We start from the raw sequence: 21,987 nt of genomic DNA, 5'->3' as shown, positions 1-21,987 counted from the left end.
ATTTGCGCAGTGATCGCTCAAGACAGCGCAAATACCCAGCACTCAACGGAGTGAGTCAGTCGACGGCGTATGCGCGGACTACCGTCTTGGTGACCGACGCACCTGCCGCGTCCCACGCCTCGACCTTGAGCGAGACGTGCTCGGCACCAGCCTGCGCCTTGACCGCCGCGACGAAGGTGCCGTCACCGGTCGGGATCACCTTGGCCCGGCGCCAGGTGGCGCCGTCGTCGGACGACCACCACAGGCGGGCGCCCTCGACCGTCGACGTGTCGTACGCGCCGTCCGGGTAGCCGGCGTCGACCCGCACCCGCGTGGTCGCCGGTGCGGAACCCGACGGGTCGAGCCCGCGCACCTCCCACGTGGTGTCGAGCACCGGCGGGTAGGCCTCGTCCGCGTCGTCGGGCCGCGCGTGGAACTCCCACTCGCCGGTCACGCTGGTGGCGAGCCGGTAGGCGGGGTCGTCGGGTGTGCTCTCCAGCAGCATCCGGTAGTCGGCCCCGCCCTCGGGCACGGTAGGGAAGGAGTAGGGCTCGGGGACGTCGTCGATCAGCTCGCCGTCCTGCCAGACGCGCAGGCGTTCCACGATGTCGGAACCCCACAGCACGCCGTTGTCGGCATCGGCCCGGCCCGACGGCGTGAGCCAGAGGTCCCCGCCCCACTGCATGACCGGCGTGACCGCGGTGGCCGACGGGGCGAGCGCACCCGTCGCCAGCCCCTGCCGGGCTCGGCCCGGCTCGCTCCAGACGTGTCGCACGGCCTCGGTGAGCACCACTCCGACGCCGTCCTCCTGGATCTCGGACCCGAGGTACCACCTGCCCGGCAGGGCCGTCACGTACTCGGTGCGCCGCGTTCCGACGGGGATCGCCTCGACGGCGCCGCCGGCGATGATGGTGCCCGGCTCCCAGTAGTGGCGCCGCGCGAGATGGGTGTCGCCGACCGAGGCGCCGTAGCTCGTGTCGACGGCGACCGTGGTGCTGCGGTCGCCCACCAGTGCCGGTACCTCGACGCCCTCGCTGTGGTGGGCGAGGTCGTAGCGGTAGGGCGCGGCCTTGTCCTCTCTGTTGGCCCCTGTGGTGGGCGCCAGCAGCGTCGCCTGGACGATGGTGTCGTAGTCGCCGTGCTTCGCGGCGGGCACCGGGGTCAGGGCGAGGCTCGTCTCCGGCCCGTACATCACGTTGACCCCCGCGGTGACGACCTCTGCCGAGTCCTCGGTCTCGATGGAGAGGCCCAGGCTGGCCAGCTCGGCCGGCCGGTGCGTCGAGGTCGTGACCTCCTGCGCCCTCGTGCCGTCCAGGAGCACCTCGGCGTCGGCCGTGGCGTCGACCTCACCGCTCGACAGGAACAGCGCGTCGGTGACTGCGTTGTCGTCGTCGAGCGTCTCGATGAACGCCACCGGGCTGTACACGCCCGGGATGACGCGCGCCGTGGCGACTCCGTCCTCGAAGAAGAGGTTGGTGCCGAAGAGCCCGCCGTTCTCGACGTCCAGCTTGATCGCGGCGCCCCAGGTGTCGGCGCTGACGGGCTCGCCCGCCCGGTCGACGGCGCGCACCGTGAGGTTCACGTACTCGCGTTCCTTGGCCCAGCCGACGGGCGTGCGTACGGTGGTCCCGTCCGTCCCGGTAGCGACGAGCGTGCCGCCGATCGCGCCGATGGCGCCCGGGCCGTCGGCAGCGGTCACGTCGACGGTCGCAGTCCCGCCCGCCGGCACGACCACGGAGTCCGCCGACAGGGTGAGCGCGCCGGTGACATCCGCGCCGTCCGAGTCGGTGACGTCGCTCGCGAGGGCGAGCATGACGTCGTCGGACCCTGCGTTGGTGTAGGTCACGGTGTCGGTGGCCGTCTCGCCGTCGTGCGGCCAGGCGAAGGTGCCGAACGAGACCGAGGGCGTGGCCGTGACCTGCTGCGCGATGGCGCCGGGGACGGTGATCCGCCCCGCGCCCTCGGTCCAGACGTCGGCGCCGGTCGGCACTGCCGAGCCCATCAGCGCGGACTTGAGCGCCGTAGCGGAGAGGTCCGGCCGGGCCTGCTTGAGCACCGCGGCGGCGCCCGCCACGTGCGGGGCGGCCATGGACGTGCCGCTCAGCGCCACGTGCAGGTCGTCGACGACGTCGCCTCCCGTGGTTCCCGCGGCCCGCGCGGCGACGATCCCGTCACCCGGGGCGACGACGTCGGGCTTGAGCAGCCCGGCGTCGGCGCCGCCACGGCTGGAGTAGACGGTGACCTCGTCCGCGTCGTCGACGGCGCCCACCGTGAGGGCCTTCGCCGCGATGCCGGGCGAACCCACGCTGCCCTGGCCGAGCTCGCCGTAGTTGCCGGCGGAGACGACGAACAGCGTGCCGTACGTAGCGGTCAGCTCGTCCACCGCGACGGCGTCCGGGGACGGGACGTCGAAGAACAGGCTGCCCAGCGACAGGTTCACGACGTCGGCGCCCTCCGCGGCCGCCCACTCCATGCCCTCGATGACGCCGGACAGCGTGCCGTCGCCGTTGTCGTCGAGGACCTTGCCGACCAGCAGGTCGGCGTCCGGGGCGACGCCCTTGTTCACGCCGCCGGACGCCTCGCCCGAACCGGCCAGGATCGAGGCGACGTGCGTGCCGTGGCCGTCGCCGTCGACCACGTTGCCCTTGCCGGAGAAGTCGCGCTCGCCGACCACCACCTCGTCCAGGTCAGGGTGCGTCGCGTCGATGCCGGTGTCGAGCACGGCGACCGTGACACCCGCACCCGTGAAGCCGGCCTCCCACGCCTCGGGGGCGCCGATCTGCGGGCTGGAGTCGGCGTCCGAGGTCCGGACCGGCTGGTCCAGCCAGACGTATCCGACGCTGCCGCTGTCGGCCTTCTTCGCGGATGCGCCGGCGCCGGCCGGTGCGAGGGCGTCGAGCAGCTTCGCCGCCCGGCCCTTCGGCAGGACGTCGGCCACCGCCCCCACCGACTCCAGCTTCCGGTCGGGCGTGATGCCCGACGTCGCCCAGTTCTGCTCGGCCGGCGCTGCTGACCGGGCGCTGCCGCCGGAGGAGCCGGCCGCCGCAGCTGCCTGGACGATCACGGGCAGCGTGTCGCGGGACGCGTCGTCGTACCCGGCCTTGACCAGGCCTGCGACGTCGAACAGCGCGCGGTCCAGGCGGCCGGGCACGAGCTGCGCGACGTCGCGCGGGACGACGTAGAGATGCTCTCCCTCCCGCTGCTGGAAGAAGGCCATGCCCTCGCGGCCCGCGCCGGGCTCCGCCGTCGCCGTGACGGAGCCGTCCGGGGCGGTCCGTACCGTGACGACGTCGCCGGTCAGCAGCGTGACGGTCGCGGGACGACCCTGCGCCGCGGCTGCCGGGGACTCCTGCTCGTGGTGTGGTGCCGGTGTGTCCTGCGGGACGGCCGCGGTCGCCCACGTCCCCCCGCCCAGTGCGACCGCCATCGCGACCGCCGCTGCACTTGCTCTCTTACGCATCGGGTTTCTCCCGTCCGGGTCGAGCGCGCCGCCTGTGCGGCGCCACGGTTACCAGACGCGCGAGACCCGAGAAAGGGTTGCGTGACCTGCGGAATCAGTCCTGACCGGATGCGTCGGCCTCGATATCGACGGAGGCCTCGGCGCCAGGGGTTCCGGCATGTCGGCTGCGTTCCGAGAGGCGCTGGACCTGCTCGGCGGAGATGTCGCTGGTCCACTCCCAGCCGGGCTTCGCCGTCTCGCCGACCCGCAGGTCGCTGGGGACGCGGCCCTCGCGCAGGGCGAGCACGTACGCCCTGTCCAGCTCGATCCGTGCGCGCAGCTCGTCGGCGTCGCCGACGGACCCGTGCCCAGGGACGACGACGTCGACCCTGTCGGTCAGACCCTCGAGTCGTCGCAGCCCGACGAGGTACTCCTCGATCGGGTCGTTCGTGTCGTTCAGGACGTCGAGGTTGGGCACCAGGACGTCGGAGAGCATGTCGCCGGCGACGAGCACCCGGCGTTCCTCGATGAACAGCGCCGCATGGCCCGGAGCGTGCGCGGGGAGCTCGACGACCTGGACCCGCGGTCCCGCCCAGGGGATCTCCACGGTTCCGGCCGGTAGAGCGGTGATGAGGCCGAACAGGTCCAGCGGCGTCTCCTCGGCGATCTCGGGAGGCAGCCCCTCGGCGGCGCGCGCCTTCCAGTCCGGGTCGGACCGGAACTCCCGCATGACCGCCGCGCAGCGGGTCGTCCCGTACCGCGGGGCATTGCCGAGCTCGGGGTGCCACAGCACGTGGTCCCAGTCCGGATGCGTCGCGAACCCCGCCACGACGGTCTGGCCGAGCTCGCGAAGGTCGCCCGCGAGGCAGGTCAGCTCGGACTCGGTCAGCCCGGGGTCGACGAGCAGCACGCCGCTCGGGCCCTGGACGACTACCGCGTTGTTCTCCAGCAGCTCGCTCTGGTGCGTCAGCACGCCCGCCGCCACCTGACTCAGCACGAAGCTCCTCCTTGGCCGTCGTCTCTTCCCATCAGCGACATGCCGTCACGATAGACCGCGTGCCAGGGACGCCGAGCGCTACCGGCCGGTCCTGGTCCTTACTCGGATCCGGCCGGGTGCGGACCGCGGCTGGAACCGCCACCAGGCCCGCTGGATCAGGAGGCACGTCACCGCGCCGGCCACGATCATCGCGACGTTGATGGCGAACTGGGCCAGCGAGCCCGTGGCCTCGTTGCCGACTCCGTAGGCGAGCGCGACCGCCGCGTTCCCCACCGCGGGGACGGTCGTCACGGAGATCAGCACGCCCACCAGGACGCCGGACCGGCCGGAGGTCAGGGAGATCATGCCCGCCGCCCCGGCCAGGAAGCCGACGATCCAGCTCAGGGTGTCCGGTGCCCAGATGAACGACGTCTGGGGCCGGTCGGCCAGCAGCGTGGACTGGTCGGCAAGGCCCCACGCCTGCAGCAGCAGCGCCATGACCACCGACGCGACGAACCCGGCGCCGAACCCCGCGGCCAGCGTGGCCACGGCCCGCCGGACCGTGCGCCAGCGCCGCCCGACCAGCCCTACCGAGATCGCGGCCAGCGGCCCGAAGTCGGGGCCGACCACCATGGCACCGACCACGAGGATCGGCTGGTCGAACAGGACGCCGATCATGCCGATCGTCGTGGCGAGGGCCATGAGCGCGAGGTAGCCGAGCGACGTGCGCGCCTCCACCTCCGTGCGGCCCACCACCTCGTGCCAGACGAGCGCGTCCTCCGGCAGCCCGGGTGCGGCGTCCTCGGCGCGCCGGGCGTGGTGGGACAGCGAAGTGTTGACGGACTCGACGGCGATGGATCCTTCGCGCTGCAGACCCAGGTCGGTCAGGCGCTCCAGCACGGGGCTGAGCGCCTCTCGGGCGACGTCCGCCATGACGACGTCACCCGGCGGGTCGACCGCGCACGCGGGAAGCACCATGACGTTGGTGGCGGCGGGGTTGGCCTTCAAGAGGTCCAGGACGTCCGGGGTGCTCGCGGGCGGGCTCACCACGCGTAGGTGCTGCATCACGCCGAAACAGTAGCCGGGTGAAACGGCGTGCCACGCCGGCATTGATACAACCTTGACGAGCGGGGCCCGGCTCAGGCGCGTTCTATGGCGCGGAGGACGCCGGTTCCGGCCTCGCGTTCGGCGGCACTTCCGGCGTCGGCGACGTGCACGACCGCCTGGAGCATGGCCCAGGCCCGGACGCGTTCGAGGTCCGCACCGAGCCCGTCGGCCACGGCGTGCAGCAGCTCGGTGCCGCCGACGGGTCCGTGGACCTGTTGCTGGAACAGGAAGTACCCGCCGTCGAAGGCGCGTTCGGCCAGCACCGGCTTGGGGTCGATCAGCAGCCAGGGCTCGCGGACGGACGAGACGACGTTGCTCAGGTGGTTGTCGCGGTTGGCGATCCCTACCTCGTCCGCGTCCGCCAGCGCGTCGCACAGGCGCACGCCGAGCGCGAGCTCCTCGGCGACGTCGGGCACTCGGCCCGCCGCCTCGTCGAAGTACTCGGCCCAGCCCTTGAGGAGATCGACGGCCCTGGGGATCTCGGGGTAGCCGACGGCGGGGACCGGGGCGCGCCAGAGCCTGCGGAAGAGGTCGCAGGCGATCGCGAAGCGCTCCCGTGCGGCGTCGTGCTCGTTCAGGCCGGGGAACCGGCGGGCGAGCAGTGCTGTTCCCGGGCGGGCGCTCTCGAGGAGCATCGCGCCGGAGTCGGGGTCGTACTCGAGGAGGCGCACCGCGCCGTCGCCGTCGTAGGCGCGCAGGGCGGTCGGCTCGCACCGGTTCTCCACGTCCTGCAGATCCAGCTTGAGCACTGCGGGAGTGCCGTCGGCCCGGTCGAGCGGCAGCACGTAGGCGGTGGTGCCGCCGGTGAACGGAGCTCCCGCGGGGTGCAGGTCCCATGCCGCGGCGAGGTCGCTGACCGTCGCGGGGAGCGCGTCGACCCAGGCCCGGCCCCGGTCGCCGTACCAGTCGAGGGCCCGCTGACGTACGGACGCGGGGAGCGGCGCGAGGGACATCGCACAAGTATCGGGACGGACGAGGTCCGGGCCAACGTTTTTCGCTGTGACGGCGGCACTGACCCTGCGACGATTGACCCATGACAGCCGAGGCAGGTGCAGCGTCAGGGTCGTACACCGTGCGCCGGGTCCGCGCAGAGGAGTGGCGGAGGCTGCGCGAGCTGCGGCTCGAGGCGCTGCGCGACCCGATCGCCCACCTGGCCTACCTCGACAGGATCGAGGTCGCCCTCGAGCGACCGGACAGCTACTGGCAGGAACGGACCCGCGCAGCCGCCTCCGGCACCACGGTGGGGCAGTTCGTCGCGATCGACGAGCACGGCTACCTCGCCGGCACCGTGACCGCGCTGGTGACGGCGCCGGGCGAGCCCGACTACATCGGCGAGACGAGTCCGGGCATGCGCGCCGCCGTCGTGGGCGTCTACGTGCGGCCCGGCCACCGCGGCAGCGGCGTCCTGCAGGCGGTGCTGTCGGAGACGGAGGCGTGGCTCCGGGGTATCGGCGTCCCGCGGGTGCGGCTCCACGTCAACGAGCACAACCTCCGCGCCCAGGGCGCCTACCGGAAGTGCGGGTACGTCGACACGGGCGTGCGGGTCGAGATGGTCGACGGCGTCAACCACGAGATGGTTCGCGACCTTCCGAGCGGGCAGGGTGACTCATATGACCGATCATGAGAGCTGGTCGCAGACCGCCTACGCCCGCAACGGAGACGTCGAGATCGCCTATGACCGGTTCGGGCAGGGCGGAGGTACGCCCCTGGTGCTCGTGATGGGGCTTGCGATGTCCAGGTTCTGGTGGCGGGACGGGCTGTGCCAGGCCTTCGCGGACGAGGGCTTCGACGTGGTCAGGTACGACCAGCGCGACTCGGGGGAGTCCACCCGGTTCAGCCAGACCGCCCGGCGGGGGCCGTGGGCGACGCTGCTCGGGAAGGACGCCGTGGCCTACACCTTCGAGGACCTCGTGGACGACACCGCCGCGGTGCTCGACGCGGTCGGCTGGGAGCGCGCTGTCGTGTTCGGCTCGTCCATGGGCGGTGGGGTGGCGCAGCGCTTTGCCCTGCGCCACCCGCAGCGGACCCTCGCGATCGTCTCGAACGCCGGCGCGCCGAGCGACGCGTCCGGGCTCGCCCTCTTGCGTTACGTGCGGTTCGGGCTGTTCGCGAAGCTCGCCACGACAAGATTCCCGGAAGGGCGAGACGGAGACATCGCGGCATCCATGGCCATCATCAGGGGAATCGCTTCGCCGGCGAACCCCGTCGACGAGGACGAGGCACGCGCACTGGCCGAACGTGAGCTCGGCGCCGGCGCACGCGACGACGACGCGCGGAACCGGCAGCTGGGCGCCAAGTGGCACGGCCCCCGGCTGCGCGACGTCGTCGCGCCGACCCTCGCGCTGCACGGCGAGGACGACCCGATCATGAGGACGTCGGCCTCCCGCGACGTGGCTCGCGTGATCCCTGGCGCGAGGCTCACCATCCTTCCCGGCGTCGGGCACGACCTGCCGCCCGCGTCCTGGAGGACCGTCGCGCAGCAGACCCGGCACCTGGTGGCGGAGCCCACGCCGGCATCTGGCACGGCTACCGCGTAGCGGCGCGAAGCGTGCGGACCTCGGTCCCGATCAGTCGCGGGGCGCGCCGTACCAGCGCCAGGTGGTGAGTCGCGGCCGGTCCGGGAGGTCACCGCGTCCGGTGGCCCAGAGAAGGGTGGGCCAGGGCTCCGTCGTGCTCGGTGCGTCCGGGAACAGGCGGGCGAGCACCCGGGAGCACAGGTCGGCGGGCGGGTCCCAGAGGAGCCCGAGTCCTGCGGCCAGATCGTGGGTGTGCACCAGCGTCTCGACGATCCCCATCGCGGCGAACCCCTCCGGGTCCGACGCGCCGTAGCCGTGGTGAGCGCGGACCGTCGTCGGCGTCGTGCGCACCATCGCGACCAGCAGCGCGCCGGTCGCCTCCAGCGCCAGCAGCAGCCCGGCGGGTCCCGCCGTCCGGTCCGCGTGGATGGCGTTCGCGGGGCCGCCGGGTCGCCGGCTCTCCCAGACGAAGGGAATGTTGCCGTCCGACGGCGGTGTCCTCGGGCCGAGCTGGGCGGCATAGGCGAAGAGGTCGTCGTTGAGGTGCTCGACGGTCTCCCAGCAGGTCCATTCCAGCGACCCGGCCGCGGTGTCCCAGGCCGCTGGGGGCGCCTCGCGAAGAGTGGCGATCGCGAGCTGGACGGCGTGGTCGAGATCGTCTGCGGTGACGGGCGAGGGTCCGGCTTCGGCTGACAGAGGCATGCGGAGACGGTAGCGCGGGGCAGCTCGTACGACCTGGGTATGACCACCGTCGCAGCAGGACCAGACCAGGGCCGGATGCGGTGCGGGGGCGTGGCTCCGTAGCGTCTCTTCCATGGACTTCACCGTTAATGCGTCCGGGGCCTCACCCGCTGTGCGCGCACGCTCACTGACCAAGACCTATGGGAAGGGCGAGGCGACCGTGCGGGCCCTGGACGGGGTGGACGTCGACTTCGAGCAGGGCCGGTTCACGGCGATCATGGGCCCGTCGGGTTCGGGGAAGTCGACGCTGATGCATCTGCTGGCGGGGCTGGACTCCGCGACGAGCGGGCAGGCGTTCCTCGGGGAGACGGAGATCACGGGCCTGAACGACAAGGCTCTGACGCGGCTGCGCCGGGACCGGGTCGGGTTCGTGTTCCAGCAGTTCAACCTGCTGCCGATGTTCACGGCCGAGCAGAACATCACGCTCCCGGTCGAGCTCGCGGGCGGCACCGTGGACCGGGCGTGGTTCGACACCCTGGTGGAGACCCTGGGCCTGAGGGGCCGGCTGACGCACCGTCCGGGTGAGCTCTCGGGTGGGCAGCAGCAGCGTGTCGCGATCGCGCGTGCCCTGATCGCGCAGCCTGATGTGGTGTTCGCGGACGAGCCGACCGGCAACCTGGACTCGCGTTCCGGCGCCGAGGTGCTGTCGTTCCTGCGTCGTTCGGTGCGTGAGCTGGGCCGCACGATCATCATGGTCACGCACGACCCGTCCGCTGCCGCGTACGCGGACCGCGCGGTACTGATCGCCGATGGCCGTATCGCGGGCGACATCAGCGACCCCACGCCCGACTCCGCGATGGCCGGGCTGGACGCGCTGCGCACCCTCGAACCCGCCGTCGCGACGACTCCCCGGACGGGTGCGTGATGGCGACGTCGTTCCCCACCGCCCGCCTCACCCTCGGGCAGATGCGGCGCAGTGTCGGCCGCCTCTCCGCCGCGGGAGTGGCGATCCTGATCAGCACGGCGTTCGTCACCGTGACGCTGCTCGCCGGCGGCGTCATCCAGGGCACCACCCACGACATGGTCGCGGCGCAGTACGCGAAGGCCGACGTCGTCGTGGCCACGGCCGACGACAGCTCGTTCACCGCCGACGACGTCAGCGCCGTCTCGGCCGTCGACGGCGTCGCGACCGTCCAGCCGCTCACGAGCTGGTTCGGCGACCTGCGCAACGGCGGCAAGGGCGGCTACCAGACGTTCGCGCCGGTCCCCGAGGACCCGCGGCTCTCGCCGCTCGAGCTGACCGACGGCGCCTGGCCGGCCGCCGACGGCGAGGTGGCACTGACGTCGAACCTGGCCGAGCGGCTCGAGGTCGGCCTGGGCGACACCGTGACGCTCAAGCGCACCGTGTACCCCGAAGGCTGGGCCGACAGCCAGGCGGACGACCCTGCGGCCGAGCTCGGCGAGCCGGAGGACGTCACCGAGACCCTGACAGTGACCGGCCTCGCCGCCGACCCGTACGGTGCCTACTCCGTGTACGGCGGGGCCGCAGCGGTTCCCGCCGCCACGCTCGATGCCTGGAACGCGGTCGAGCCCTACCCGAACCCGGTCACCGAGCTGCTCGTCGCGCTCGACACTCCGCTCGACGGCGGGAGCGTGCCCGGCCCTCTTGCCGAGTCGCTCGACGCCGCCGCGGGCGGTGCCGACCGCAGCGTGGACGTCGACACCACCGAGGAGGTCGCCACGGCGCGGGCCGCCGCGCAGACCGGCGGCCAGGACCTCGTCTTCCTCGTGTTCGTCATGACGTTCGCCGCCATCGCGCTGCTCATCGCCGCCATGGTCATCACCAACACGTTCCAGGTGCTCGTCGCCCAGCGGACACGGACGCTCGCCCTGCTGCGCTGCATCGGCGCCGGGACCGGCCAGCTCTACCGCAGCGTGCTGCTCGAAGCGGCGATCCTGGGCGTGGTCGCCTCCGCCGTGGGCATCCTGACCGGCGGGGTGCTCGCCCAGGTGGCGCTCATGGTGGCGCCCGCCTTCGACCTGGGCGTGCCGCTGCCCGCGACGATCACACCGACCTGGCAGGCGGTGGTGCTCCCGCTCGCGGTCGGTGCCGGCGTGACCGTCCTGGCCGCCCTGGCCCCCGCCCGCTCGGCTACCCGGGTCGCGCCGCTCGCCGCGCTGCGGCCGTCCGACGCCCCCACGCTGCGCGCCCGCTCCGGCCGCACCCGCCTCGTGATCTCGCTGCTCGCCCTGGTCGGCGGCTTCGCAGCCCTCGGCGGCGGCGTGGCCCTCGGGATGAACGGCGGCACCCAGTTCGGTCTGGTCGCCGCGGTCGGCGGTGGGGCCCTGGCGTTCTTCGGCGTCGTGCTGAGCGCGGTGCTGTGGCTGCCCCGCGTCGCGGCCCTGCTGGGCTCGCTCGTGGCCCGCACCGGTCCGGCGGCTCGCCTGGCGGTCGCCAACACCCTGCGCAACCCGCGCCGGACGGCGGCGACCTCCACCGCGCTGCTCATCGGCGTCACGCTCGTCACCATGATGTCGACCGGCGCGGCGAGCGCCCGCATGTCCGCGGACAGCCTGCTCGACGAGCAGTTCCCGTACGACGTGAGCGTGTCGGCGTCCTCGCCCGAGTACGTCGAGGGTCTGCACGACGCCGTGGCCGACACCCCCGGCATCGCGGACACGGCGCTCGTGACCAATGCGACGGTCACGCTCGGCGAGACGGAGGACTCGAGCGTCCTGGCCGCGGATCCCGCCGAGCTCGCCGCGGTGGTGAACGTGCCGGAGGAGGCCGGACGCCTCACCGACGGTTCGATCCTGCTCACCCAGGGCACGGCCGACGAGATGTCCCTCGACGCGGGCGACCCGGTCACGGTGTCGAGCGACGACGGCTCGGTCGACCTGACCGTCGTCATCACGACCGCCGACGCGCTCAACCGCACGATCACGGCTGCCGACCTCGGCCGCGTGAACGTCCCCGCCGAGAACACGACGACCGACATCTGGGCGCACATCTCCGGCGGTGAGGCGACCACCGTGCTGGCGGACGTCCAGGACGCCGTCGCGCAGGTGGACGGCGGCGCGTTCGTCATGGGGCCGGCCGCCCAGGCGGCTCAGTTCCGCCAGGTGGTCGACGTGATCCTCGGCATCGTGGTGGGCCTGCTCGCCGTCGCGGTCGTGATCGCCCTGGTCGGCGTCACCAACACGCTGTCCCTCTCGGTCATCGAGCGGACGCGCGAGTCCGCGACCCTGCGGGCCATCGGCCTGAGCAAGGAGCAGCTACGCGGCATGCTCGCGGTCGAGGGCGTGCTCATCGCGGGTGTCGGCGCGGTCCTCGGCATAGTGCTGGGGCTCGTGTTCGGCTGGGCGGGGGCGGCGACCGCGCTGTCCGTCATGGGCGACGTCCGGTACGCCGTCCCGTGGGCGGACCTGGGCATCGTCCTGGCGGTCGCCCTGGTCGCCGGTCTGCTCGCGTCGGTCCTGCCGGCCCGGGCCGCCGCCCGCACCTCACCTGTGGCGGCCCTCGGCGTCGAGTGACGGCGTTCCGCCGCTGACGACGGCGCCCGTGCCCGGCCTCGCCGCGCACGGGCGCCGTCGTCGCGCCGTCCTCGTGCCGGTTGATCAGCACGTTCTCTCATCCGGCTCTCACGAAGTTCTCATCAGGGCCTGGAAGGGTGGTGCCCCAGACCGACGGAAGGAACGGACCGCATGTCCAAGCTCTCCAACATGATCGGCCTCGCCAAGAAGGTGCTCGACTCCCAGACCGGGCAGCAGCAACAGGGGGCACCACAGGGCGGTTCGACGGGGCAGAAGTCCTGGCGGTCCACGCTCGAGGACGTCGTCGGAGCCGTGAACGGGCGTTCCCAGCCCGCGGCAGCGCCGGGCTACCCGCCCGCCCCGCAGGCCCGTCCCGTCCCGCAGGGCCGGCCGGGCGCGCCGGCGTCCACCGACGCCGACCGGCAGGCCATCGCCCGCTACGACTACCTCATGCAGACCGCCGATCCGCATCAGATCGAGCAGATCCATGCCGAGTCGTTCGCCCGGCTGACGCCGGCGCAGCGCGAGGCGGTCCAGCAGCGGATGCAGACGGAGCTGCCGCCGCACGAGCAGCCCCGCTCGGCCAGCGTCGCGGATCTGTCCCGGGCAGCAGCACGGTCGGAGGCGCGCCAGCCGGGCTCGATGCGGTCGACGCTGACGAAGGTCGGCGCGGGCGCAGCGGTGGCGGGAGTCGCCGTCGGGGCCGTCGGCATCCTGGGCGCGGTCGCGGCCGGCGCCGCGGTGAGCAGCGTGGCAGGCCCGCTCCTCGAGAACGCGGCGAACCTGGGCGTCGACTTCGACGCGCTCGCTTCGGGTGTCGACATCGAGGGGCTCACGTCGTCGGTCGGGGACCTTGGCGCCGGCGCTCTCGACGAGGCCGCCGCGGGGGTCGGCGAGCTCGGCAGCGGGGCCGTCGGTGAGGCGGCGGCTGGTGTCGAGGGCCTGGCCGGCACGGCCGACGGCGCCCTGTCCGGGCTCGGGGACCAGGTCTCCGGGGCGGGTCAGGGGCTCTCGGACCTGGCGAAGGACTTCGACCCGCGCAACTTCTTCTGATCGTTCCTGCCTGACGCCGATCGGCGTCAGGCTGACGTGTGACGCACGCCCTCGTGCCCGGTGCGGGACTCCCGCACCTCGGGCACGAGGGCGTCAACGTCGGGCGGGACGCGACTCCCCGGTCACGGTCTCGGTGGAGTGCGGGTGATCGCGAGCGCCACGGCCTCGTCGAGCCGCGTGGCAAAGGCCCGGACCGCGTCGAGCTGTGCGGGACCGACGTCGAACGTGTGGCCCCCGCCGGTGGTCTTGACGACTACCTTCGTCGAGCGTTTGCGCTCCTCGATCTCGATCCGGGGGCGGTGCATGCCGAGGTGGTAGCGGTGGGCGTCGGTGAACCCGAAGATCTCGAGGACGTGCCCGTCGTTGCACAGGAGGATCGTGTCGTCGGCCCAGACCTCGTCGTACGTCGCCATGGCGCGAGTGTAGGGGTCATGCCGCGCCGAGCGAAGGCCCTCGAACGCTTCGGCGCGAGCGCGCGTTACGAAGCGTCCAGGTCGCGACGGCGGAGCCCGAGCAGCCCGACGCCGGTCAGCCCTGCCACGAGCACGACCAGCACGGCCAGGGCCGCAGCCAGGCCGGATCCGGTGGTCAGCGGCACCGCCGTCGCGGCGAACGGTGAGATGCGCTGCAGCACCGCGGCGTCGGCCAGCTGGAACTCGCCGAGGAAGTCGACGGCCACGGTCACGCCGAGGACCGCCCAGGTGACCGGCGCCGCCAGGCGCGGGGCCCAGCCCGTCAGCGTCACCGCGAGACCGGCGAACGCCAGGCACGCGGGGAGGTAGGCCATGGTGGTCCCGAGCACGTCCAGGGGCCTGCCGTAGCCCAGGCCCGCACCGAGCCCGAGGCCGAACAGCACGACCGTGGTGCCGAGTGCCGTCAGCGCCAGATGGCTCGCGGCCCAGCGGAGGCGGTCGACGGGTCCGCTCAGCAGCAGGTCGGCGAGCCCGGCCGTCTCCTGGCCGCGCACCTGCAGCGCGGAGACGACGGCGGACGCCGCCACCACCTGTGCCAGCACGTACAGCACGAGCCGGAAGAACGCGTCCGCGACGTCGCTGTCACCTGTCGTCGCCATGAGATCCCGGTAGGCGGGCGTGTCGAGCAGGCCGCCGATGGAGCGCATCGCCGCGCCGAGTGCGGCCCCGAGCAGCGTGAACCCCGCCGCCCAGCCGAACAGGGCCCCGCGGTGGACGCGCCAGGCCAGCGCGAGCGGACTGCGCAGCCCAGGTCCGGCGACCGCCGGGCCCGGCCGGGCGGGCACCAGGCCCGCGCCGAGGTCGCGCCGCGCCGAGAGCGTGAACGCGGCCCACGTCAGGAGCGTCGCGAGTCCCGCGAACAGCAGGAACACCCACCACTGCTCGCCGGCGAACGACCGCAGGTGGCGGGCCCAGCCGAACGGCGACCACCACACGAGCCCGGAACCGGTCAGGTCGCCGGCCCCGGCGACGACGAGCAGCCCTCCGAGCACGACCAGGGCGATCGTCCGCGCGCCGCCTGCGCCCTCGGTCAGCTGGGCGGCGACCGCGCCGACGCCGGCAAACACGATGCCGCCGGCCCCGAGCGCCAGCCCGAGCGCGACGGAACCGCCGACCGGCAGCCCGGTGGCCAGCAGGCTGAGCGTGACCAGCGCCGCCACCGCGAGATCGGCCGCGCACACCACGGCGAGCGCGGCGGCGAGGGCGGCCTGCCGTCCCACGACTCCCGAGCCGAGCAGCTCCCGGCGTCCGGCAGCCTCGTCCGCGCGGGTGTGCCGGATGACCAGCAGCAGGCTCGCCAGGCCGGTGAACAGCACGCCGCTCGTGACGAACCCCTGGGCGGCGAGCGCGCCGGGGGTCGGTGCGAAGACCGGCCCGCGCATGGCGAGCAGCGCGGGGTTGGCCGCCACGTCGTCGATCAGGGCCGCGCGTTCGGCCTCCGTCGGGTAGGCGGAGGTGCCGCCGGACGCCAGGCCGAGGGCGAGCAGGGCCATGAGCACCAGCCAGGCCGCCAGGACGAACCGGTCGCGGCGCACGATCAGGCGGGCGAGCTCCCCGATCCCGGTCAGCGGGCCGACGGCGCTCATCGCGCCATCCCGGCCGGCGTCTGGCGGTAGTGCGCCAGGAACAGCTCCTCCAGCGAAGGCGGCCTGCTGGTGAGCCCGCGCACTCCGGAGTCGACGAGCGCGCGCAGCAGGGTGTCCAGGTGCTCCGCGTCGACCCGGCAGGTGATGTTCGGCCCGTCCGTCTCCAGGTCGTGGACGCCGGGCAGCGTGGCCAGGCCGGGTGCGGGGGCCGCCAGCTCGGCGGTCACCACGGTGCGCCGCGCGGCCCGCAGCTCGGAGAGCGGCGCGGACTCGACGGTGCGGCCCGCCCGGACGATGCTCACGCGATCGCACAGGGCCTCGACCTCGGACAGGATGTGGCTCGACAGGAGGACCGTGCGCCCACGGTCGCGCTCGCGGGCGATCTCGGCCGCGAACGTGGCCTCCATCAGCGGGTCCAGGCCGGACGTCGGCTCGTCGAGGACGAGCAGCTCGACGTCCGAGGCCAGTGCCGCGACGAGCGCCACCTTCTGCCGGTTGCCCTTGGAGTAGGTGCGGCAGCGCTTGCTCGGGTCCAGCTCGAAGCGCTCGATCAGCTCGTCGCGGCGGCCCTTGTCGTGTCCCGCACCGGACTGCCCGCCGCGGGTGCGGCCGAGCAGGTCGATCACCTCGCCGCCGGTCAGGGTCGGCCAGAGCGTGACGTCGCCGGGGACGTAGGCCAGCCTGCGGTGCAGGCTGGTGGCGTCGGCCCACGGGTCACTCCCGAAGAGCCGCACCGTGCCCGACGTCGCGCGGAGCAGGCCGAGCAGCACGCGGATGGTGGTGGTCTTGCCCGCGCCGTTCGGCCCGAGGAAGCCATGCACCTCGCCCCGGCCGACCTGGAGGTCCAGGCCGTCCAGCGCGCGGGTGGAACCGAAGGTCTTGACCAGTCCGTCGATCTCGACGACTGGGGCGTCGGTGGTTGCGGTCATCGGTCTTCCTCCTTCTTGCGGTCGTCCTTCTTGTGGTCGTCCTCGTAGCTGTCCAGGGCCCGCTTGATCTGGTCGGCGACGCCGTCGGGCAGGATGTCGGGGGAGACGACGTCGAGCGTGGCGCGGCCGAGCTGCGGGCCGGCGTCGGTGATGGAGTCGACCTCCAGCAGGCGGGCCACGTGCTGGTGCAGGACGAGCCCGCCCAGCCGCATGCTGGTGTAGACGACGGCGCGGGTCCGCGCGTCGGCGAGCCCTGGGATGTCGGCGAAGTAGCGCTCGGTCAGGTTCACCATCTCGTCGAAGACGGTCGCGGCGGCGGGCGTGCCGTCGACCAGCGCCCGGGCGAGGTAGTCCAGGACGGGCTGCGACGAGGCGTAGACCGTCGACAGGAACGAGGAGTCGCCGATCTGGCCGCGGTCGAACGCCGCCTCGGTGGTCCCGCGGTAGTACGCCAGCACGTGGTCGTCGCAGGCGGCGCGGAGCCCTTCCTTCGTCCCGAAGTGGTGCTGGACCAGCGCGGGCGAGACGCCCGCACGTTTGGCGATGCCGCGGATGGTCGCGCCGGCGATGCCCTGCGCGCCGAACTCGGCGAGGGCGGCGTCGCGGATCCGGGCGCGGGCGGTGAGGTCATCGGAATGTGGCACGCCCCCAGCCTATACACACGTATAGCATGCTGTACAGCCGTACAGTGGCGAACGGTTTGCCCTATGATCGCCGCATGCCCAGTGACGCTCGACCCGAGACTGGCTTCCCGCTCTTCGACAAGCGAGAACCGTCGCCGACACTCGGGATCGCGGTAGTGGACGCCATCGTCGATGTCATCGTCTCGGGCGCTGTCCAGCCCGGTGACCTGCTCCCGCCGGAAGGGATGCTCGCCGAGCGGTTCGGCGTCAGCCGGACGGTGATCCGCGAGTCGGTGAAGCGCATCGAGGAGAAGGGGCTGGTCACGATCGCCCGTGGTCGCGGCACCTCGGTGCGGCCCACGAGCTCGTGGAACATCCTCGATCAGGTGGTGCTCACGTCACTGATCAAGCACGACGACTCCCTCGGTGTCCTGGACGAGCTGAGCGTGGTGCGGGCCCAGCTCGAGTCGGTGATGGCAGCCGACGCGGCGGTCCGGCGTTCGGACCTCCAGCTCAAGGAGCTCGAGGGACACCTGCAACGGATGCGCGACTCGTCGCACGACGACGAGGCGTTCCGGGACGCGGACGCGGCCTTCCACGTGGCGGTGATGTCGTTCTCCGGCAACCGCCTCGCCGAGAGCATCGCACGGACCCTCTTCGAGCGAGCCCGCGCCAACGACAGGTTCCGCGGCGTCGACTCGCGCGAGAGCATCCGGACCACGCTCGCCGAGCACGAGGCGGTCTTCGCGGCGATCACCGCGGGCAGCGCCGACGAGGCGCACGAGAACATGAACCGGCACATCCTGGATGCCTGGCAGCGCCGCCGCATACCGACGTCGGCCCCCTCGGACCGGGGCACCCCCGCCGCTGACTGATCCAAGCTCGACCAGCGAGGGGCGGGGGAGCCCGGCTACTCGACCGAGAAGGAGTCGAAGCTGGCCGTGCCCTTGCGCGAGGTGGGCGTGGTGCCCGTGTCGGTCACATAGATCATCCCCGCGTCCAGGCTCGCCGTGGGGTTGTTCAGCGTGAGCGTCTGCGCGAGGCCGGTCCACGTCACGCCGTCGACCGAGTAGGACCCCTTCACGGACCCGCCGTCCCGCGTCAGCCGCAGCCACAGCGGACCGGTGGTGGGGCCCGAGCGGAGCGGGTAGAACTCGTCGATCTTGCCGTCGCCGTCGCTGTCGTTGAACAGCGTGACGCCCTCGGACTGCACCATGAGGGAGACGTACCCCCGACCAGCTCCTGCCTGCGTGAGGTCGTTCCGGAGCACGATGCCGGCCTTGGACGACCGGACGACCTGGTCGTAGGCGGTGACCCGGACGGTGACCGTGGAGGTCGTCCCCGCGGCAGCCTCCTGGTAGATGGTCCCGTAGGAGTCCTGGTCGATCCCGAACAGGCCCATCGTGTCGCCGGAGTAGCCGGTCATCGAGTAGGACCCGTCGAGCTCACCGAACTCCATCGCGGCACCACCGCCGGCGAACGTGGACAGCGACGTCACCGCCGGCAGCTTCTGGGTGAGCGTGAAGGTGCGCGTCGCGACGAAGGGCTCGCCGCGATAGGTGTAGCTGATCGTCGCCGTGAACTCCTGCGGAGCGGTTGATGCCGGACGCTCCGGTGCGGTCACGGTCCAGCCCGTGGTGGCGCTGCCGCCCCCCGCGATGGTGTTCGGCTGGTCCGGAGCCGGCGTGACCGTCCAGCCCTCCGGGCCGGCGAGCGTGGTGGACACGGCGGTCGCCGACCGGGCCGCGTCGAAGTTCTCGAGGGCGGCGGTCACCGTGATGCTCTGGCTCGGCCCGAGCCGGCCGTCCGGCACGCTCAGCTGGGCGCCGACCGGTGGGTGGTCGTCGTCGGCCGCCGCGCGGTCCCGCAGGCCCGACCCGAAGATGATCCTCGACGCCTCCAGGGGCAGGTTCGGTTCGTGCACCGCGACGAGGTTGGTGCTGGTCGAGTCGGGCGCCCTGGTGAGGTCCTCCGTGGCGGCGTTGGCGCTCAGGTAGTTGTTCACCGCCGTGAGGTGGCTGTTGGGCTGACCGCTGGGTGCCCGGTTGGTGTGCAGCCCGTCGGGGATGCCGAGGAACACGTTGTTGGAGACCGTCCAGTGCCTGGAGGCCTCGTCGAGGTAGACCGGCCACGAGTAGTCGAGACGGTCGTTGCCCAGGTCCGTGCAGTAGTTGCCGTCGATGAGCGATCCCGGTACCGACCCGAGGGTGTAGATGCACGCCGCGTCGTTCATGCGGGTGACCACGTTGTCCATCCGGTTGTTGACGATGCGGTAGTCGCGGGCGACCGTCGGCGTGGAGTACCGGGGCCAGTGCTCGTACGTGCCGCGGTCCTCGTAGACCGGGCTGCCGCCGGCGTCCCAGGCGCCCCACCCGAAGCCCACGCCGATCGCGCTGTACGGCTGGTTGTAGATGAGGTTGTGGCTCACGGTGAGGCCGTCGACGTAGGTCGCGAACACCCCGTCCTGGTCCTTGTAGTCGACGCCGATGTCGTGGATGACGTTGTTGTCGATCACGATGTCGCTGTTGGTCATCTCAGGCCGGCTCGGGTGGTGGGCGTCGAGGCGCGACCCGCCGACGATGATGCCGCCGCCCGCCAGCTCCTCGAACCGGTTGCCGGTGACGGTGATGTTCTTGGCGCCGAGGTCCACCCCCGACGCGTTCGCGCCGCCGTCGTTGCCGATGCCGAGGCCTTGGGATCCCAGGTTGACGAAGACGTTGCCGACGAAGTCGATGTTCGTGGCCGCCGACACCTGCACGGCCCCGGCGATCATGCCCCAGGCCGCCCGCGTCGACTCGAAGCCTGAGCACCCGACCCGGCACGTGTCGAAGGCGTCGGCCGGCCGCTCGGCCGACACGCCCGTCACATAGGTGCCCGTCTGCTGGGAGGCGAACCCGTCGTCGGTGCTCGGGTGCATCCAGGACGTCCCGGTGAAGGTCAGTCCCTCGAAGACGAGGTTTCGCGCCGGGGCCTCATAGGTCCCGGCGACCTGCAGCACCGACTCGAGCCTCGGGAGCTCGACGTCCAGGGTGTTGGGGTTCACGCCGTCGCCGGCGCGGTAGTAGAGCCTGCCCGCGGCGGGGTCGATGGCCCACTGGCCCGCGGCGCTCAGCAGCTCCGGCACGTTCTCGAGAGAGAACTGCGGGGTACGGAAGGGCTGCTGGACGACGTCGTAGCCGAACGTGCTGTTGTCCCAGGAAGGCTGTGCCATGGTCACCGTCGCGCCGGCGACGCTCTTCACCGGCAGGTACCTGTTGGTGAACGAGGCCACGGACTGCAGCTCGAGCCGGGAGGGGTCCGCGACGCGCGCCAGCCGCGACCGCAGCGCCTGGTCCTTGACCGTGAAGCCCGTCGCGTTCATGGTGATGTCCGACGGGTCGACGGCGATGCTCGCACGCGGGGCCAGCTTCTCGTCCACGTAGAGCTGTCTGGTGTCCAGGCCTACCGGCGTCCTGGCCTTCCAGACCCCGTCGCCGATGCTCGACCTCGTCCAGCCGCGGACCTTCGACGCACCCGTCACGACCGGGCGCTCCCCGTCGGCGGCGCGGTACGTCACCGTCGCCTCACCGATACCGGAGTCGCGGGCGTCGAACCGCAGCGGAGCGGCGAGCTCGTAGCGGCCGCCGGCCAGCGTGACCACCACGGAGTGCCCGGCCGCGGCGAGCCGGCGCGCGTGCGCCTGCGCCCGGGCCAGCGAGCAGGGCTGCGCCTCGGTTCCCCGGGTGCCGTGCGCTTCAGGGGCTGCGTAGATCATCTTCACGGTGGGCTCCGCGGCGGTAGAGGTCATGGCGGTCGAGGTCGTGGTCGGCATCACCGCCCCCAGGAGAGCGGTGATCGCGATGATCGCAGTGACGCGGGCGCGCCGTTCGAGGTCATGCGGCCGACGTCGGCTCTGTGTTCCTGGCATGTTGCACGCTCCTGAGTCTCCGTTGACCGACGCCGCACAATGTATGACGTCTGATGTATCGGGTCAACGACCCTGATGAGGCACTCGGGACAAATGCGTCCCGCGCGCTACAATCTCAGCCGAACTAGTTTCTATGGAAACGTTCTTCGGAGCAGGGAAGACCACGCCGTTCCGGCGGGCGGCGGGCTCCGGGACGGGTTGAGGAAAAGAAGATGGCGGACCTCAAGAGGCTGTACCACGACCTCGTGCGCTTCGAGACAGAGCTGTGGGCCGCGGTCGACACCAGGTTGCGCACCGACTGCGACCTGCAGCTCACGTGGTTCGAGATCATGCAGCTACTGGGCCGCGAGCCCGGTCGTCGGGTGCAGGACATCGCCACGGAGTTCGCGATCTCGGTGGGCGGCACCAGCAAGGTGGTTGACCGCATAGTGGTGGCAGGGTTCAGCCGTCGCATCCCCAATCCCCAGGACGGCCGTTCGGCGTTGCTGGAGCTCACCGAGGTGGGGCAGCAGAAGCTGGCAGAGGCCGTCCCCGTCTTCGAGGACGAGCTCGCCCTCCGGTTCCGGTCCGTGCTCGGCGAGGGCGAGCTGGAACGCCTGGCACTCAATCTGAGGCTGCTGCGAACCAGCGCGTTCTCCGTCGAGGACCGCCTGTCCGCCTGAGGGGACGTCGCACGTTCCGGCGCACGAAGGTCAATCGGTGATCCCGCCGAATGCGATGACCTTGTCGATCCGGCCGCGCACCAGCAGCTCGCCGCCGTTGCGGTCGGCGTAGTGTTCGGCCTGGTCAGGCCCCACGTAGCGGGCCCCGAGCCGGCCGGCCCAGTCACGCACGTCCGGCACGTCCTGGATGAGACTCGCGCGCCCGCTGAGCGTGACGAACGCATACGGCGGCTGGTCGGAGTCGACGCACAGCGAGAACCGGCCGTCCCGCGCCATGTTCTTCGCCTTCACGCTGCCGTGGTCGGTGTTGAACACCACGTCGGCACCGTCCAGCAGGAACCACACCGGTACGACGTGCGGAGAACCGTCTGCCCGCACGGTGCTCAGCTTGCCGGTCCTGGTCCCTGCCAGCACGAACTCTCGCCATTCCTGGTCGGTCATCTGCTTCATGTTCGTGGTTCCCTTTCGACGGGCCGTGGGAGGGGCGCGGGTGCGCCCCTCCCACGACGGCTGGTCCTGCTG

18 protein-coding genes are annotated in these 21,987 nt (G+C 72.2%); 7 read left to right on the top strand and 11 right to left on the bottom strand.

Features of this window, described 5'->3' with window-relative positions; all coding sequences use genetic code 11:
* Positions 1–55: 55 nt before the first annotated feature.
* The 4 genes from ACFO6V_RS04500 to ACFO6V_RS04485 all read right to left on the bottom strand — a co-directional run bounded on the left by ACFO6V_RS04500 (position 56) and on the right by ACFO6V_RS04485 (position 6,454).
* The gene (locus tag ACFO6V_RS04500; RefSeq protein ID WP_377132671.1) at positions 56–3,439 is read right to left on the bottom strand and encodes a S8 family serine peptidase; all 3,384 of its coding nucleotides are present in this window, start codon (positions 3,437–3,439) and stop codon (positions 56–58) included.
* A gap of 94 nt (positions 3,440–3,533) precedes the next feature.
* On the bottom strand, positions 3,534–4,415 hold the full coding sequence (locus tag ACFO6V_RS04495) for an MBL fold metallo-hydrolase (protein ID WP_377132669.1): 882 nt from the start codon (positions 4,413–4,415) through the stop codon (positions 3,534–3,536).
* A gap of 78 nt (positions 4,416–4,493) precedes the next feature.
* A complete protein-coding gene (locus tag ACFO6V_RS04490) occupies positions 4,494–5,459 on the bottom strand; it encodes a DUF389 domain-containing protein (protein WP_377132967.1) in 966 nt (321 codons plus the stop codon).
* A 74-nt stretch (positions 5,460–5,533) separates the two neighbouring features.
* Positions 5,534–6,454, bottom strand: a complete 921-nt coding sequence (locus ACFO6V_RS04485) for an aminoglycoside phosphotransferase family protein (protein ID WP_377132667.1) — start codon at positions 6,452–6,454, stop codon at positions 5,534–5,536.
* 80 nt (positions 6,455–6,534) lie between these two features.
* On the opposite strand from ACFO6V_RS04485, the gene ACFO6V_RS04480 reads away from it, so the two are divergent.
* Together ACFO6V_RS04480 and ACFO6V_RS04475 are read left to right on the top strand one after the other, a co-directional pair.
* Complete coding sequence (locus ACFO6V_RS04480; protein WP_377132665.1) at positions 6,535–7,125, top strand: GNAT family N-acetyltransferase; 591 nt, start codon at positions 6,535–6,537, stop codon at positions 7,123–7,125.
* Positions 7,112–8,038, top strand: a complete 927-nt coding sequence (locus ACFO6V_RS04475; protein ID WP_377132663.1) for an alpha/beta fold hydrolase — start codon at positions 7,112–7,114, stop codon at positions 8,036–8,038. The genes ACFO6V_RS04480 and ACFO6V_RS04475 overlap by 14 nt, the downstream gene beginning before the upstream one ends.
* 30 nt (positions 8,039–8,068) lie before the next feature.
* Here the strand turns inward: ACFO6V_RS04475 and ACFO6V_RS04470 are convergent, their stop codons facing one another.
* The gene (locus ACFO6V_RS04470; RefSeq protein ID WP_377132661.1) at positions 8,069–8,719 is read right to left on the bottom strand and encodes a hypothetical protein; all 651 of its coding nucleotides are present in this window, start codon (positions 8,717–8,719) and stop codon (positions 8,069–8,071) included.
* Between the two features lie 112 nt (positions 8,720–8,831).
* Here ACFO6V_RS04470 and ACFO6V_RS04465 point away from each other — a divergent pair, with 112 nt between their 5' ends.
* From ACFO6V_RS04465 to ACFO6V_RS04455, 3 genes are all read left to right on the top strand, one after another.
* Positions 8,832–9,623, top strand: coding sequence for an ABC transporter ATP-binding protein (locus ACFO6V_RS04465; RefSeq protein ID WP_377132659.1), 792 nt, complete (start codon positions 8,832–8,834; stop codon positions 9,621–9,623).
* The gene (locus ACFO6V_RS04460; protein ID WP_377132657.1) at positions 9,623–12,232 is read left to right on the top strand and encodes an ABC transporter permease; all 2,610 of its coding nucleotides are present in this window, start codon (positions 9,623–9,625) and stop codon (positions 12,230–12,232) included. Before ACFO6V_RS04465 ends, ACFO6V_RS04460 begins: the two co-directional genes overlap by 1 nt.
* Before the next feature lie 171 nt (positions 12,233–12,403).
* Positions 12,404–13,285, top strand: coding sequence for a cation-transporting ATPase (locus ACFO6V_RS04455; protein WP_377132655.1), 882 nt, complete (start codon positions 12,404–12,406; stop codon positions 13,283–13,285).
* A gap of 122 nt (positions 13,286–13,407) precedes the next feature.
* Here ACFO6V_RS04455 and ACFO6V_RS04450 read toward each other — a convergent pair whose 3' ends face one another.
* The 4 genes from ACFO6V_RS04450 to ACFO6V_RS04435 all read right to left on the bottom strand — a co-directional run bounded on the left by ACFO6V_RS04450 (position 13,408) and on the right by ACFO6V_RS04435 (position 16,917).
* Positions 13,408–13,698, bottom strand: a complete 291-nt coding sequence (locus tag ACFO6V_RS04450; protein WP_377132653.1) for a hypothetical protein — start codon at positions 13,696–13,698, stop codon at positions 13,408–13,410.
* A gap of 65 nt (positions 13,699–13,763) precedes the next feature.
* Complete coding sequence (locus ACFO6V_RS04445) at positions 13,764–15,344, bottom strand: ABC transporter permease (protein WP_377132651.1); 1,581 nt, start codon at positions 15,342–15,344, stop codon at positions 13,764–13,766.
* On the bottom strand, positions 15,341–16,273 hold the full coding sequence (locus ACFO6V_RS04440) for an ABC transporter ATP-binding protein (protein ID WP_377132649.1): 933 nt from the start codon (positions 16,271–16,273) through the stop codon (positions 15,341–15,343). The genes ACFO6V_RS04445 and ACFO6V_RS04440 overlap by 4 nt, the downstream gene beginning before the upstream one ends.
* Positions 16,270–16,917 (bottom strand): TetR/AcrR family transcriptional regulator, encoded by a 648-nt coding sequence (locus tag ACFO6V_RS04435; protein ID WP_377132647.1) that lies wholly within the window; start codon positions 16,915–16,917, stop codon positions 16,270–16,272. Before ACFO6V_RS04435 ends, ACFO6V_RS04440 begins: the two co-directional genes overlap by 4 nt.
* Before the next feature lie 74 nt (positions 16,918–16,991).
* Here ACFO6V_RS04435 and ACFO6V_RS04430 point away from each other — a divergent pair, with 74 nt between their 5' ends.
* Complete coding sequence (locus ACFO6V_RS04430) at positions 16,992–17,771, top strand: FadR/GntR family transcriptional regulator (RefSeq protein WP_377132645.1); 780 nt, start codon at positions 16,992–16,994, stop codon at positions 17,769–17,771.
* Between the two features lie 35 nt (positions 17,772–17,806).
* On the opposite strand, the gene ACFO6V_RS04425 is transcribed toward ACFO6V_RS04430, so the two are convergent.
* A complete protein-coding gene (locus tag ACFO6V_RS04425) occupies positions 17,807–20,803 on the bottom strand; it encodes an NEW3 domain-containing protein (protein WP_377132643.1) in 2,997 nt (998 codons plus the stop codon).
* A 212-nt stretch (positions 20,804–21,015) separates the two neighbouring features.
* Here ACFO6V_RS04425 and ACFO6V_RS04420 point away from each other — a divergent pair, with 212 nt between their 5' ends.
* Positions 21,016–21,465 carry a MarR family winged helix-turn-helix transcriptional regulator gene (locus ACFO6V_RS04420; RefSeq protein ID WP_377132641.1) on the top strand — a complete coding sequence of 150 codons (450 nt, stop codon included), beginning with the start codon at positions 21,016–21,018 and terminating at the stop codon, positions 21,463–21,465.
* A 30-nt stretch (positions 21,466–21,495) separates the two neighbouring features.
* On the opposite strand, the gene ACFO6V_RS04415 is transcribed toward ACFO6V_RS04420, so the two are convergent.
* On the bottom strand, positions 21,496–21,915 hold the full coding sequence (locus ACFO6V_RS04415) for a PPOX class F420-dependent oxidoreductase (RefSeq protein WP_377132639.1): 420 nt from the start codon (positions 21,913–21,915) through the stop codon (positions 21,496–21,498).
* Between the last annotated feature and the right edge of the window lie 72 nt (positions 21,916–21,987).

It is taken from the genome of Promicromonospora alba, assembly GCF_042654905.1.
In the GTDB taxonomy this organism is placed as follows: domain Bacteria; phylum Actinomycetota; class Actinomycetes; order Actinomycetales; family Cellulomonadaceae; genus Promicromonospora; species Promicromonospora alba.
Note: the sequence above shows the minus strand (reverse complement) of the source record. Positions and strands in the feature narration are given on the sequence as shown.

Coding starts and splice junctions, on each gene's coding strand:
- ACFO6V_RS04440 (WP_377132649.1), bottom strand. CDS start 16,273: ATGACCGCAACCACCGACGCCCCAGTCGTCGAGATCGACGGACTGGTC.
- ACFO6V_RS04455 (WP_377132655.1), top strand. CDS start 12,404: ATGTCCAAGCTCTCCAACATGATCGGCCTCGCCAAGAAGGTGCTCGAC.
- ACFO6V_RS04460 (WP_377132657.1), top strand. CDS start 9,623: ATGGCGACGTCGTTCCCCACCGCCCGCCTCACCCTCGGGCAGATGCGG.
- ACFO6V_RS04445 (WP_377132651.1), bottom strand. CDS start 15,344: ATGAGCGCCGTCGGCCCGCTGACCGGGATCGGGGAGCTCGCCCGCCTG.
- ACFO6V_RS04465 (WP_377132659.1), top strand. CDS start 8,832: ATGGACTTCACCGTTAATGCGTCCGGGGCCTCACCCGCTGTGCGCGCA.
- ACFO6V_RS04470 (WP_377132661.1), bottom strand. CDS start 8,719: ATGCCTCTGTCAGCCGAAGCCGGACCCTCGCCCGTCACCGCAGACGAT.
- ACFO6V_RS04450 (WP_377132653.1), bottom strand. CDS start 13,698: ATGGCGACGTACGACGAGGTCTGGGCCGACGACACGATCCTCCTGTGC.
- ACFO6V_RS04430 (WP_377132645.1), top strand. CDS start 16,992: ATGCCCAGTGACGCTCGACCCGAGACTGGCTTCCCGCTCTTCGACAAG.
- ACFO6V_RS04415 (WP_377132639.1), bottom strand. CDS start 21,915: ATGAAGCAGATGACCGACCAGGAATGGCGAGAGTTCGTGCTGGCAGGG.
- ACFO6V_RS04500 (WP_377132671.1), bottom strand. CDS start 3,439: ATGCGTAAGAGAGCAAGTGCAGCGGCGGTCGCGATGGCGGTCGCACTG.
- ACFO6V_RS04485 (WP_377132667.1), bottom strand. CDS start 6,454: ATGTCCCTCGCGCCGCTCCCCGCGTCCGTACGTCAGCGGGCCCTCGAC.
- ACFO6V_RS04425 (WP_377132643.1), bottom strand. CDS start 20,803: ATGCCAGGAACACAGAGCCGACGTCGGCCGCATGACCTCGAACGGCGC.
- ACFO6V_RS04420 (WP_377132641.1), top strand. CDS start 21,016: ATGGCGGACCTCAAGAGGCTGTACCACGACCTCGTGCGCTTCGAGACA.
- ACFO6V_RS04490 (WP_377132967.1), bottom strand. CDS start 5,459: ATGCAGCACCTACGCGTGGTGAGCCCGCCCGCGAGCACCCCGGACGTC.
- ACFO6V_RS04475 (WP_377132663.1), top strand. CDS start 7,112: ATGACCGATCATGAGAGCTGGTCGCAGACCGCCTACGCCCGCAACGGA.
- ACFO6V_RS04480 (WP_377132665.1), top strand. CDS start 6,535: ATGACAGCCGAGGCAGGTGCAGCGTCAGGGTCGTACACCGTGCGCCGG.